At 43.4% G+C, this 13507-nt stretch carries 14 protein-coding genes; 3 read left to right on the top strand and 11 right to left on the bottom strand.

Translation table 11 applies throughout. The features are described 5' to 3' along the window. Positions 1–9: 9 nt before the first annotated feature. Entirely contained in the window at positions 10–1446 is a 1437-nt protein-coding gene (locus DFO73_RS04990) for an aldehyde dehydrogenase family protein (protein ID WP_110063687.1), read from the top strand. Positions 1447–1717: 271 nt separating this feature from the next. Here DFO73_RS04990 and DFO73_RS04985 read toward each other — a convergent pair whose 3' ends face one another. The 7 genes from DFO73_RS04985 to speE form a co-directional block, all read right to left on the bottom strand. After that, positions 1718–1897 carry a XapX domain-containing protein gene (locus tag DFO73_RS04985; protein ID WP_110063686.1) on the bottom strand — a complete coding sequence of 60 codons (180 nt, stop codon included), beginning with the start codon at positions 1895–1897 and terminating at the stop codon, positions 1718–1720. 133 nt (positions 1898–2030) lie between these two features. Further along, entirely contained in the window at positions 2031–3701 is a 1671-nt protein-coding gene (gene argS / locus DFO73_RS04980) for an arginine--tRNA ligase (protein ID WP_110063685.1), read from the bottom strand. Then, on the bottom strand, positions 3688–4140 hold the full coding sequence (locus tag DFO73_RS04975; RefSeq protein WP_181395923.1) for a DUF1934 domain-containing protein: 453 nt from the start codon (positions 4138–4140) through the stop codon (positions 3688–3690). The genes argS and DFO73_RS04975 overlap by 14 nt, the downstream gene beginning before the upstream one ends. Positions 4141–4329: 189 nt before the next feature. Beyond that, positions 4330–4509, bottom strand: coding sequence for a hypothetical protein (locus DFO73_RS04970; RefSeq protein ID WP_110063684.1), 180 nt, complete (start codon positions 4507–4509; stop codon positions 4330–4332). A gap of 18 nt (positions 4510–4527) precedes the next feature. Then, entirely contained in the window at positions 4528–4716 is a 189-nt protein-coding gene (locus DFO73_RS04965) for a DUF4177 domain-containing protein (protein ID WP_110063683.1), read from the bottom strand. Positions 4717–4805: 89 nt separating this feature from the next. Further along, positions 4806–5690, bottom strand: a complete 885-nt coding sequence (speB, locus tag DFO73_RS04960; RefSeq protein ID WP_110063682.1) for an agmatinase — start codon at positions 5688–5690, stop codon at positions 4806–4808. 55 nt (positions 5691–5745) lie between these two features. Beyond that, a complete protein-coding gene (speE, locus tag DFO73_RS04955; RefSeq protein WP_110063681.1) occupies positions 5746–6573 on the bottom strand; it encodes a spermidine synthase in 828 nt (275 codons plus the stop codon). Positions 6574–6831: 258 nt separating this feature from the next. Here speE and DFO73_RS04950 point away from each other — a divergent pair, with 258 nt between their 5' ends. Further along, complete coding sequence (locus tag DFO73_RS04950) at positions 6832–8901, top strand: transglycosylase domain-containing protein (RefSeq protein ID WP_110063680.1); 2070 nt, start codon at positions 6832–6834, stop codon at positions 8899–8901. A gap of 706 nt (positions 8902–9607) precedes the next feature. Here the strand turns inward: DFO73_RS04950 and DFO73_RS04940 are convergent. Both DFO73_RS04940 and DFO73_RS04935 read right to left on the bottom strand, forming a co-directional pair. Continuing rightward, positions 9608–10120, bottom strand: coding sequence for a YwhD family protein (locus tag DFO73_RS04940; RefSeq protein ID WP_110063678.1), 513 nt, complete (start codon positions 10118–10120; stop codon positions 9608–9610). Positions 10121–10170: 50 nt separating this feature from the next. Beyond that, entirely contained in the window at positions 10171–10830 is a 660-nt protein-coding gene (locus tag DFO73_RS04935) for a site-2 protease family protein (RefSeq protein WP_110063677.1), read from the bottom strand. Positions 10831–11071: 241 nt separating this feature from the next. Between DFO73_RS04935 and DFO73_RS04930 the strand changes: the two genes are divergently transcribed. Then, positions 11072–11257 (top strand): 2-hydroxymuconate tautomerase, encoded by a 186-nt coding sequence (locus tag DFO73_RS04930; protein WP_110063676.1) that lies wholly within the window; start codon positions 11072–11074, stop codon positions 11255–11257. A 61-nt stretch (positions 11258–11318) separates the two neighbouring features. Here DFO73_RS04930 and DFO73_RS04925 read toward each other — a convergent pair whose 3' ends face one another. Beyond that, positions 11319–11828: a YwgA family protein gene (locus DFO73_RS04925; protein WP_110063675.1), complete on the bottom strand. Its 510-nt coding sequence runs from the start codon at positions 11826–11828 to the stop codon at positions 11319–11321. Between the two features lie 65 nt (positions 11829–11893). Next, positions 11894–13195 carry an HD domain-containing protein gene (locus DFO73_RS04920; RefSeq protein ID WP_110063674.1) on the bottom strand — a complete coding sequence of 434 codons (1302 nt, stop codon included), beginning with the start codon at positions 13193–13195 and terminating at the stop codon, positions 11894–11896. Between the last annotated feature and the right edge of the window lie 312 nt (positions 13196–13507).

Genomic DNA, 13507 nt, shown 5'->3' with positions numbered 1-13507 from the left:
GAGGAATAGATGATGATAATAGGCTCGATTATCAATGGAAAAGAGAGAAGCGAAACCCACCGTGAAACGCTCGAAGTCCGTAATCCCTATAATCAGGAGATCGTAGCTAAAATTGCCCTTGCTGATAAAAGCGATATGGAAGAAGCCATAAACAATAGTGTAAAAACCTTTGAAACAACCATGAAAAAAATGCCCGCCTTTGAAAGGGCTGAAATATTACGGAAAGCTGCCGACATACTGGAGGAAAAAGCTGAGGATTTTGCTGCGATCATTATGCAGGAGGCAGGAAAACCGATCAGGCACAGCCGGGCAGAAGTTAAAAGGTCTATTCAGATTCTCCGTTTTGCATCAGAGCTTTCCAAGAATATAAATGGTGAAGTCCTTCCTATGGATGCTGCCTTACGCGGAGAAAACAGAATGGGAATGGTTAAGCGCACGCCAATCGGCCCAGTAGGTGCTATCACTCCTTTTAACTTTCCTTTAAATTTATCTCTTCACAAAATTGCACCTGCTATAGCCGCCGGCAATACAGTTATTTTCAAACCTGCTGAAAAAACGCCTGTCTCCGCCTTTATGCTTGTAAAACTCTTTAAAGAAGCCGGGCTTCCCGATGGCGTGTTAAATCTCGTCCTTGGCACGGGGGAAACAGTGGGTTCCCACCTAACCACCCATAAACTGGTCCCCAAGATTACTTTTACCGGCAGCCTTGCGGTTGGGAAAATGATTCGGGACACTGCCGGGCTAAAAAAAGTAACCATGGAGCTTGGTTCAAATTCGCCTAATCTAATCTTCGAAGATGCCGATCTTGATAACGCGGTAGACAAACTTGTGATGGCAGCATTTGGCTATTCGGGCCAGGTCTGTGTTTCTGCTCAAAGAATCTATGTCCATCAAAGCATTTACGAGCAGTTTCTTGAAAAATTTATTGAAGCTACCAACAGGCTTAAGATTGGCGACCCGTGTGAGGAAAGCACCGATATAGGACCGATGATTGATAAAGGTGCAGCTTCCAAGACAAAAGCCTGGATCGACGAAGCCAGGGATCAGGGTGCAAAGGTTGAAACCGGCGGGGAACAAGATGGAACCGTTGTGCCACCGACCATCTTAACCAATGTGAAACATGATATGAAGGTTGTGGCAGATGAGGCATTCGCTCCCCTTGTTTCTGTAATGCCATTTGAAACGGAAGAGGAAGCCATCCAGCGTACCAATGACTCCGTATATGGTTTGCAAGCCGGTTTGTTCACGAAGGATATTAATCGTGCTATCCGTGTAGCTGACAGCTTGGAAATGGGCGGCGTTTGGATCAATGAAGCTTCAAGCTACAGGCAGGACAACTACCCTTACGGCGGTTTAAAAGAAAGCGGAATCGGCCGTGAAGGCGTAAAATATGCCATTGATGAAATGACAGAAATGAAGTTCATTGGGATTAATTTGAATGGTTAATTAAGATAAAGTGGGCAAATCTAACATGATTTGCCCATTGTTTTTGCTCTGTGCCCAACTTGTATAGGCTTCTATCACGATAAAGTGGTTCATTTTAAATTCAGTTTGGCCTGATTTTTGTTTTTATCCGCTAATCCCCTGGAATTATTTGCTGTTTTTTTAAACTTATTTGCTAAATTTGCGATTTGTTAGCTAACTTTGTTCGTTTCTTTGCTAAAATCCATGGTTTATTTGCTAAGTTTACAATCGCCCACCAAAAGGGATGGCCCCATCATCCCACTATATTCCGAAGCCATGGCAGAATTACTTCATACGCTTTAAAGCCGAGATAAATGCCGACAATTCCCATAATACCCGGAAGAGCGGGAGGTGCAGGGATCGGCAGCTTCATAAAAGCAAATATAAATCCAACCAAAAATCCTGTAAGTATTGATAAAAGAACGATTTTCATAATATCCTCCTTAACCTTGCTTACTATGTTTTACCAGCCAAACTATAAACCTAAACATATGCTTATAGCTTCCCCTTTTTCGGCAAAAACATGAAAAAAGCCAGCACTGTGTGTGCCAGCTTTGTATTAGTTATTACATTTTCTCAGGAGCAGATACTCCAATCAATGCCAGTGCGTTTTTCAATGTTGTTTGTACCGCTTTAATCAGTGCCAGACGGGCTTTTGTTCTTTCCGGATTTTCAGCGTCCAATACTTTTTCCGCGTTATAGAAGCTATGGAAAGTGGAAGCAAGTTCAAAAATATAGTTTGTAATTCTGTGCGGCATGCGCTTTTGAGCTGCTTCAGCAACAGCCTGCGGGAATTCGCCGATCTTCTTAAGAACATCCATTTCCTTTTCCGCTTGGATAAGAGAGAAGTCTGCATTATTGTCTGCAGAGATGCCCTGCTCTTCGCCCTGGCGCAGGATGCTGGAAATACGAGCGTGTGCGTACTGCGCATAATAAACAGGATTTTCATTGGATTGGGATACAGCCAGGTCAAGGTCGAAATCAAGATGTGTATCCGCGCTTCTCATTGCGAAGAAATAGCGTGTAGCATCCAGTCCTACCTCTTCCACTAGATCGCGCATCGTTACGGCTTTACCTGTACGTTTGCTCATTTTCATTTTTTCGCCGTTTTTATACAAATGAACAAGCTGGATGATTTCCACTTCAAGTGCTTCACGGTCATAGCCCAGTGCCTGAATCGCTGCTTTCATACGCGGAATATAGCCGTGGTGGTCAGCACCCCAAATGTTGATTAGCTTTTCAAAGCCTCTTTCAAGCTTGTCTTTATGGTAAGCAATATCCGGTGTCAGATACGTATAAGAGCCATCATTTTTGATCAGAACGCGGTCTTTATCATCGCCGAAGGTAGTGGAGCGGAACCATGTTGCGCCGTCCTCTTCATAAATATGGCCGTTATCCTTTAACGCCTGAAGGGCAGTGTCGATTTTGCCGTTATGGTAAAGAGATGTTTCAGAGTACCATACATCAAACCTCACACGGAAGTCTTCAAGGTCTTGCTTAAGCTTCGCCATCTCATATTTCAGGCCATAGTCACGGAAAAAGTCAAAGCGTTCTTTTTCATCTGCATTTACATACTTGTCGCCGAACTCTCCAGCAAGCTTTTTGCCGATGCCGATAATATCTTCACCATGGTAGCCGTCAGCAGGCATTTCTTTTTCCATGCCAAGAGCCTGGAAGTAACGTGCTTCAACAGACAGGGCCAGATTGTTTATCTGATTTCCTGCATCGTTTATATAATATTCACGTGATACATCATAGCCTGCTTTATCTAAAATATTGCATAGGGAGTCCCCGACTGCCGCACCGCGGGCATGTCCCAGGTGCAGATCACCAGTAGGATTTGCTGAAACGAACTCTACCTGGATTTTTTGGTTATTGCCTACAGTTGTTTCGCCGTACTTATCCCCTGCTTGAAGAACAGCCGGGATGAGATCAGTCAAATAAGAGTTATTCATGTAAAAATTGATAAAGCCAGGGCCGGCAATTTCAATTTTTTCAATGGACGCTTTTGTGCTGTCAAAATTAGCGATAAGATCTTCCGCAATCATTCTCGGCGCCTTTTTGGCCACGCGTGCCAATTGCATCGCCATATTGGTAGAATAATCGCCATGCGCCTTCTCCTTCGGGATTTCAAGAATAACATCAGGAATTTGTTCTTCCGCGGCCAAACCGGCTTTCACGACAGCATCCTTAATTTCCTGCTTTAATTTGCTTTGAACCTGCTCAACTATGTTCATTGTTCTCCTCCTCAAACGTTATCGCCAAATGGTATGTACCTGCCTGGGATCCTTGCATTTTTAAATCGTATAAAATATCGATCGAGCCTTCACCGGTTTCGTCATCATATTGATGAACCATCCTTTTGGTCATAGTGCCCATCTCAAACACTCCATAAGGCGTCTGGTAGCTGCCCCGGAGCTTTTTATTCATCTTAAAAGGGAGCCTCATCTTCACGGCGCCGCTTCGTAAAATCAGCCCATCTGTATCGGACATCTTTATAATTGTTTTCACCGTTCCCTCTTCCATTTCTTCATCATACTGAAGGAACCGGGAAGCATCTTTTATATAGTATCGGCCAAAAGCAGTCAATTCAAAAGTATCTTTGCTGCCTCCGCTGCGAATATCCGTCTTCACTTTAATCTTCACAGGCATTTGTTCCGCTGAGCGACTGGACAACGGCAACACATCCTTTTCATCTTCATCTTGTCTATAACTATATAAGTATAAATACTCTACAGGGAAAGTGCAAGATGAGTACCATTCACTTCACTGATACGCTTCCTTGCAAATGCGACAAACATGACTGGCAAGTGATGTTTGTCGCAGGTACCACCCGAATTTTGTCGAATAAAAAAGGATGAAACATTATGTTTCGTCCTTTTTGCTTTGTTCAAGCTGGCGGGAAATTTCCCTAAGTATTTGATTTTTTTCCTTCTGTGTTTTAATCAGGCTCACCGCAAACCAAATGCCGAAGACCAGGACAGCGATATAAAACAAAAAAGGGATCATAGCAAAGAGCGGAAAAAATGCTCCAGCATCCATCATTTATATTCAACCTCCCTCTTAATCAACTTTCCGTTTAAAAATAAGCTCATAAAAGGCTGGAGTGCCATAGCCCCTAATTCCTGGAGCAAAAATTTGTACGAGCTCCCAACCTTCTCTTTCATGTTCCATGACAATCTCATGATAATCCTTTGTTGGCGCTAACTTAAATGTGGATAGTTCTACTTTAACAAATTTATGTTCATACATAGTTAAGCCCCCTTTTCCTTACATACGGAGGTCGGAGGAAAAAGTTTCAAGTACACAAAAAACGGAGACACGAGGCCTCCGTTTCTCCATTATTTCTTTACCCACCCAAGAATCATTTCACGAATCATCTTGCTCGCTGTATTGGCTGTTTGTTCTGATGGATCATAGATTGGCGCAACTTCAACAAGATCAGCTCCCACAACTTTTACATCTGAGTGCGCAATTTCATGGATAGAAGCGAGCAATTCTCTTGATGTGATACCTCCTGCGTCCACTGTACCTGTTCCAGGCGCATGTGCAGGGTCTAAAACATCAATGTCAATTGTTACGTAAACAGGACGGCCTGCAAGCTTAGGAAGGATATCTTTCAGCGGCTTATGCACTTCAAATTTTGAAATGTGCATGCCCACTTCCTTCGCCCATTGGAATTCCTCTTTCATTCCGGAACGGATTCCAAAGGAATAGACATTGCCTGGCCCGATCAGATCCACTGCCTTACGGATTGGCGTAGAGTGGGATAATGGCTCCCCTTCATAATGTTCGCGCAGATCCGTATGGGCATCCATATGGATAATCGCTAAATCCGGATACTTTTTGTACATCGCCTTAATGACAGGCCAGGAAACCAAATGCTCTCCGCCCATGCCAAGCGGAAACTTATCTTCAGCCAGCAGCTGATCGATAAACTCCTCAATCATATCGATGCTTTTTTGCGGATTTCCGAAAGGCAGCGGAATATCTCCAGCATCATAGTATTTTACCTCTTCTAGCTCGCGGTCAAGGTAAGGGCTGTATTCTTCAAGCCCGATAGACACTTCACGAATGCGGGCAGGACCAAAACGTGAACCCGGACGGTAGCTGACTGTCCAGTCCATCGGCATTCCATAAATGACCGCTTCACTTTCTTCATAACTCGGATGGCTTTTAATAAATACGTTGCCGGAGTAGGCTTCGTCGAATCTTACCAACGTCATCCCTCACTTCCTATGTAATGGCAGGCTGCTTTTAAAAAGGCAGCCTGAAATTAAATTACTTCACTAGATCCTGCACGAACTTTGGCAATACAAATGCCGCTTTATGCAATTCTTTTGTATAGTATTTTGTTTCAATGTCATGGAATCGCTCTTCGCTTACTTCTAGCGGATCATATTTTTTTGATCCGATTGTGAATGCCCACATTCCGCTTGGATATGTAGGAATATTCGCAGTATACAGACGGGTGATTGGGAAAATTTCTTTTACATCGCGCTGAACATTGCGGATTAAGTCCGCTTTGAACCAAGGATTGTCGGACTGCGCTACAAAAATACCGTCTTCTTTAAGCGCTTTAGAGATTCCTGCGTAGAAGCCTTTTGTGAATAGGTTTACTGCCGGGCCAACAGGCTCAGTAGAATCAACCATGATCACGTCATATTCATTTTCGCTTTCAGCAATGTGCATAAAACCATCGCCTACCTGTACATCAACGCGAGGGTCATCCAGTTTGCCTGCAATCTCAGGAAGATACTTCTTAGAGTACTCGATTACCTTTCCATCAATATCAACAAGAGTTGCTTTCTTCACACTTGGGTGCTTAAGCACTTCGCGTATAACACCGCCGTCACCGCCGCCAACGACAAGAACATTTTCAGGGTTTGGATGAGTAAATAGAGGAATATGCGCCACCATTTCGTGATATACAAACTCATCCTTGATAGAAGTCATAACCATATCATCAAGAAGAAGCATATTGCCCCACTCTTCTGTTTCAACCATATCAAGCTTTTGGAAATCTGTCTGTTCTGTATGTAAAGTACGCTTCACCTTCATTGTAATGCCAAAATTCTCAGTTTGTTTCTCTGTAAACCAAAGTCCCATTTTTTAATCATTCCTTCCATAAAAAAATGAAATATCTCTTATATGAGCAGCAAAAAGCATGATCATCTTTTATACTTCCCTAACATGCAAATTACAAACACAGAAAAAGTATAGTTGAATCTAGCAAAATTGCAAGAAAAATTTCGTAATTGCTAGAGAAAGATGTTTAAAACTCCCCTGTTTTTTCAATACTGATGATATGTACTTATAATTGCTTTGTTTTATTTAAAAATCAGAAAGAATTTGGGGGTGACTTCTTTGGAGATTATAACGGATCAGCGTTTTCGAAAAACGATGAAATATTTACGCGCTATACTCATTATTAGCTTAATAGGCATGGCTCTCACAGTCGTTATGATTGGTGGCATCCTGATTTATGCAAAGATATTGGGTCCGCCTCCGCTCGCCGTTCCGCAATCCACTTTATTTTTTGCAGATGATGGAACGGTAATGGGGGAAAGCCATAACGGTCAAAAGCGCTATTGGGCACCTCTTAAAGATATAAGCCCCCATTTAATCGATGCGACTGTTTCGATTGAGGACAAGAATTTTTTCGACCACAATGGGTTTGATTATAAAAGAATCGCCGGAGCAGCTCTGGCTGATATCAAAGCGATGGCAAAGGTACAGGGGGCAAGTACCATCAGCCAGCAATATGCCCGGAACCTTTTTCTTGAACATGAAAAAACTTGGAAGCGGAAGATCCTGGAGGCCTTCTACACCATTCGCCTTGAGATGAACTACACTAAGAAGGAAATCCTCGAAGGCTATTTAAATACGATTTATTACGGAAACGGTGCTTATGGTGCACAGGCAGCAAGCCACTTTTACTTCGGAAAAGACGCAATTGACCTGACCCTGGCTGAGGCAGCTATACTATCCGGAATCCCCAAGGGCCCTGGCATCTACTCGCCATTTGCATCAGCTGAAAAAGCAAACTTGCGGCAAAAGGTTATTCTGCAAACGATGGTTAAAAACGGGATGATCAGCCAAAAAGAAGCTAATCAAGCTATTGCAGAAGAGCTCGAGCTTGTTGGTGAGCATCTTCATCCGAAAACAAAAACGGCACCCTATTTCCAGGACGCTGTCCGGAACGCTTTAAAAACGCAGCTAAAGCTGGATGACAGGACGATTGAATTGGGAGGATTAAAGGTGTACACCACTCTGGATCTGAAGGAACAAGAAATCGCGGAGGAAGCAGTTGGTAAGCTTATTTCTAAAGACTCGGAGATTCAAGTCGGCATTGTGGCCATGAATCCGAAAAACGGCTATGTTAAAGCAATGGTCGGAGGACGGGATTATGAGGAAAGCCCATTTAACAGGGCAGTCCAGGCTGTCAGGCAGCCTGGATCGACGATAAAGCCGCTATTGTATTATGCGGCCCTGGAGCAGGGTTTTACCCCTTCAACTCCAATTAGAAGTGAACAGACTACATTCCGCTTTGAAGATGGCACACCCGATTACACACCGCATAACTTTAACAGCAAATATGCGGATGATGATATCACGATGGCGCAGGCGCTTGCCTTATCAGACAATGTCTATGCCGTAAAGACACACTTGTTTTTAGGAGAGGAAACTCTTGTTAATACAGCCAAGAAGTTTGGCATTACGTCGAAAATGGCGAAGGTTCCTTCACTTGCGCTTGGCACTTCCGGTGTGAGAGTCATCGAGCTGGCAAATGCGTATAGCATGTTTGCCAATGGCGGAAAAAAGGTATCTCCTGTCATGATTAAGCGCGTTGAAAACCATAAAGGCGAAGTAATCTATCAGCAGGAGCCCTTCCAAATGAAGGTTCTGCGTCCGGATCTCGCCTTTGTGATGACCCATATGATGACCGGAATTTTTGATCCGAAGCTAAATGGGTATGCCCGCGTAACAGGAAGCACGGTAATTAACGATATGACACGCACATACGCTGGAAAGTCTGGATCAACCGAAACAGACAGCTGGATGGCCGGCTTCACTCCTCAGCTAGTGACGGCTGTATGGACGGGCTACGACAAAGGCCAAGTGATCACTAATACAGTTGAAAAAACTTATGCTAAAAATTTATGGATCCGGTTTATGGAGGAAGCCCATAAAGAAAAGCCCTCAAAAGCATTTAAAGCACCAAAGGGCACAGTTGGCGTCTATGTTGATCCTGCAAACGGGAAAATTGCTGCAGACAACTGCCCGGTCAAACGCCTAACCTATTTCGCTGAAGGCACAGAACCGACCGAATACTGTACAGAACATTTAAACCATGAAGAAGAGAAGAAAACAGAGCAGTCTGAGAAGAAGCCGAAGACACCTTGGTATAAAAAATTATTCAAGTGGGCTTCGTGATTTGAAAATCGGCTGGGTGCCCGATCTTAGAAATGGGATCGGGCATTTTTGATTTCCCATCAATCTTCCTATTGAGTTTGAGAACAATTGGCTCCTTTTTTCCCTTTCTCTGGCTTTCCCGCTGAGTTCGGGCACGATTAGTCCCTTTTCGTTCCCTTTCTCTGTTTTTCCTCATGAGTTCGGGCATGATTTACTCCTTTTCGCCCCCTTCCCCGGCCTGTCCTCTGAGTTCAGGCACTATTCACCCTTATTAGTGCCTCTTCTTCCACTTTTCCCCCAAGTTCCGGCTCTATTCACCTCAATTAGTTCCACTCACACCACTTTTTCCTCCGAGTTCCAGGACTATTCACCTCGATTAGTTCCACTCACACCACTTTTCCTCCGAGCTACGGCACTATCCACCTCGATTACTTCCACTCACTCGACTTTTACCCCCAGTTCCGGCATTATCCAATCCTATTAATGCCCCCGAGAACTTTTCCATTGTGTTCAGTCATTATGCATTCTGATTTCCAGCCTTAAATTCCTGCAATCTATAAAAAAATGAAAAACCCCGGGGTCCGAATCCCGGGGTTTTTCGTGTCCTAGTGCTATATTGTGCCTTCACACTGTTAAATAGTTTACTTTTTTTATGGGAATTGTACAAGTAGTTAGAAAACCACGTCAATAAAATGTCACAATTTCGTCACAAATTTAAGCTTTTTTTCTAATTTGCTTGTAAATCTGATTTTAGTTGCTCCGCAGATCTTTCCCACATGCCAGCGTCATGGTTCTTTAAAAATTCAACCAGCACTCCTTTTGATTTTTCATCCATATGTTCAACGATAATCTGTCTTTTAATGGATTTATCCATGCGGTTAACATGCTCTGGCAGCGATTTATATCCTCTGCGGATTTCTCTGTCAACCGTCATTTCGCATGCCGTCACGCCTGCATAATAGGGACCGCCTTCTTTGCGGTCAATCGTTACCCAAATGAGCCAATATGGCTTTCCGTTAGGCACGTCATCCTTATTTGGAAGGAATTTAATTCCCTTTTCAACCGGGCTTCTGGCATGCATCGCGCCAACTTCAATGGAAGCCTCTCCTGCATCTACATCAATAATCACTGGTGTCACATTATCAAGGCTGAGGGTACCGACGCCAAAGCCTCCATGCCCGTCAGTAGGGTCACTTTTTATAATATTAAAATCAACTTTCTTTTTCTTTTTTTCTTCCATGTTCATGTCCTCCTAAGCAAGATTAATCTCATCTATTAAGTTTTTACTAATTATGTCATAAATAGTTCGTAGAAAAAATCATTTAGGCCGCTCGCAAGCACCGGCAGGACGGTGTTAAAAATCGGCTGTATAGTGTATTGGTCCAGCGGCGTAATCACTAAAATGAGGAAAATGACAGAGCCGTACGCTTCAAATTGGGTCATCTTCGGGCGAATATGGGCCGGCGCCAGATCCTCTATAATTCTGTAACCATCAAGAGGCGGGAACGGCAAAAGATTAAATACAAACAACACTAAATTCAACTGGATAAAAATATTCAAAAAGTCCGCAATAAATGGCGGGAATGACGCCGCTAACCCTGTCCCGGCCAGCAAGTACCAAATAAAAAAGCCGAGAATAGCCATCACCAGATTGGACAGCGGGCCTGCAATCGAGACAGATATGCCTGCAAGCTTGGGTTTCTTAAAAAAGAATCGATTGACCGGAACGGGCCTGGCCCAGCCGAAACCGGCAATAAAAATCAATATGGTCCCGATTGGGTCCAAATGCTGCATGGGATTCAATGTTAATCTTCCTTGTTTCTTTGCCGTCGGATCGCCAAATTTATAGGCCACATAAGCATGGGCAAATTCATGGACCGTAAAAGCAACCATCAACGTTACAGCAACATAGGGGATCTCCCTGAGAGAAAACGCTAAAAATTGTTCCAAAAGCCAAAACTCCCTCTCCTGCCGGCATAATTCTTGACTCTTCTGCCAGGCACTTTTATATATTTTTTTCATTTTTCGTCAATATCTAATACATAATATGTACGAAAAGCCCCTGCTATTTCTTATTACCTAAAAGTATACATGAACACAGCTTCAAAGGGAAAGAACGTACAATCAGGCTTGCACATTGCAAGAAAATATGGAAAACTACAATCAGTAAAATAAGAGGAGGAAACACAATATGCCATACGTAACAGTCAAAATGCTGGAAGGGCGTTCCGAGGAACAAAAAAAGGCTCTTGTGGAAAAAGTAACAGATGCAGTAAACGAAACTACTGGTGCTTCCAAAGATAAAATCGTTGTATTTATCGAAGAAATGTCCAAGAATCACTATGCAATCGGCGGCAAGCGTTTAAGCGACGAATAGAACCTCAGTTTTTTCAATGAAAAGTATCCTTTAGATTTCCACAAAAGAAAAGCCAGGCAATTTAATTCTGCCCGGCTTTTTCTCTTAAGCTTTCAATATATTTATAAGCCTGCTCCACTTCTTCGTCCGTGTAGCGCTGTTTGCTTTTTAGCGTAAAAATCTTTTCCTTTACTTCCTCTTTTGGAAGGTCATTAAAATAAAGGACAGTTGAGACAAGCTCAAGAAATCTTGCATTTTGGCCGTTCATGTCCATGAGGCAATCCTGCAGGCTTGGCATCTCCACTTCATTTACAGTCAAAAATTCCTTGCCTGTTTCTGTGAGTGTATACCGATACTGGTAGTAGCCGCCTTTTTTCTCTTTCACTTCGTTTAAGAATCCCATATTGCAAAGCTCTTCGACCCTTAAAGTAAGCTCTTCGGAATAAGGGCCATAAAAGTGAAATTGGAATCTTTCCTGAAAAGGAAATGCAATGTTTTTGGCGATATAAATCATTTTCTGCAGCTTTTTCCGTCCCACTATTTCTTCGGAGACTGCAATGGCATGCATTAATTTGGCGTGATCCTTTAACAAAGCTCTTCATCTCCTACTCCGTTTTTTCCCGTTTCTATAGAAAATCCAATGGACTTTATGTAGTCTTAGTCGATTTCCAGCAGCATTCTAATTTGTTTTTTAATGTTCGGCTTTTTACTGTCGTCTGAAATAAAGTCAGCTGGAAAATACAGCTTATGATCTGTTCTGCGTTTGCCCGAGATGGCATCCACTATTTCCGATTCACGAGAAAGCTCGCGAATATCCCCGTTTTTCATCAGCAAATGAATAGGCAATCGTTCTTCTTCTTCACCCGGCCGGTAAAAATCATACGGCAAATCAGATGAGGAATCGACAACCAGGTAATACTCCGGGTCAATGCCTGCTTTTTTAAATAAACCGGACAGCTCCGCCAGTTTTTTATACTCTTTTGCAGGGTCAAATTCCACATATTTATATAAGTTCCGGTCCATAAAGCGGCAGCAGAGGTCTTTCAGGATGTAATCCTCTTCCTCCTGCCACATCTGGAAATAATAAAGAATAATAGCTTCATCCAGTTTAATATAATCCTCCAGCGTGATTTCCCCGCTGAATAATGAATAAAAATGGATGGGATCATATTTAAACGTATAGTTCTGTTTATGCAAGTCCTTGGCCCGATGCAGAATTTTCGTCAATATAACCTCCGCACTGCGGGTAACCGGGTGAAAATATACCTGCCAATACATTTGATACCGGCTCATAATGTAATCTTCCACTGCATGCATTCCGCTCTGCTTAATCACTACCTGGTCTTCCCTGGGCCTCATGACACGCAAGATCCGCTCCATATCAAAATGGCCGTAGCTGACACCGGTAAAATAGGCATCTCTTTGCAGATAATCCATTCGATCAGCATCGATCTGGCTGGAAATCAAGCTGACTACCAGCTTATTTTTGGAGGTTTTTGCAATTACCTCTGCTACCTTTTCAGGAAAATCGGCACTTACCTTTGTAAGCACCTTATTAACCTCGGTACACCCTAGAATGATCGCTCTTGTGAAATGCTCATGGTCGAGGTCGAACACTTTTTCGAAGGAATGTGAAAACGGGCCGTGCCCCAAATCGTGGAGAAGTGCCGCGCATAATGAGAGGAGGCGTTCTTCTTCATTCCATTCCGGCCTGCCGATAAACACATCATCGGCTATCCGCCGTACAATCTCGTAAACTCCGAGCGAGTGGTTAAAACGGCTATGTTCAGCACCATGGAAGGTTAAGTAGGTTGTTCCAAGCTGCTTAATTCTTCTAAGGCGCTGAAACTCTTTTGTCCCTATTAAATCCCAGATCACTCTGTCCTTGACGTGTATGTAACGGTGGACAGGATCCTTAAATACCTTTTCCTCGCTTAACTTTTCCGCCGAATATGCCATCTTTTACCTCCGCTTATCTCTGTCCAGCTCCGAGCGCCATCGGCTCGAGGTCTTAAACTTGTCTAGTTTCGGCTCCTAGGGACTCGAGGCCATAAGCCACTTCCTTTCAGAAGGAAATAACACCTTCTTACAGGAATTGTCTTATGCTTGTCGTCCCTGAACAGTCGCCTCCACATTTCGTTCAACCGCTTCTTAAGGCAAAAGACGACTTCTGCCAGCGCTTGCCTTAAGCTTGAGGCCCGCAAGATACGGGTTATGCAGACGTTGCCACAGGACGTGGCGCCTATAGTCTGAGTTCCTTTATGTTGCGCT

The sequence above is a fragment of the Cytobacillus oceanisediminis genome (assembly GCF_003182355.1).
Classification (GTDB): Bacteria; Bacillota; Bacilli; order Bacillales; family Cytobacillaceae; genus Cytobacillus; species Cytobacillus oceanisediminis_A.
This window is presented reverse-complemented; position numbering and strand designations above follow the sequence as displayed.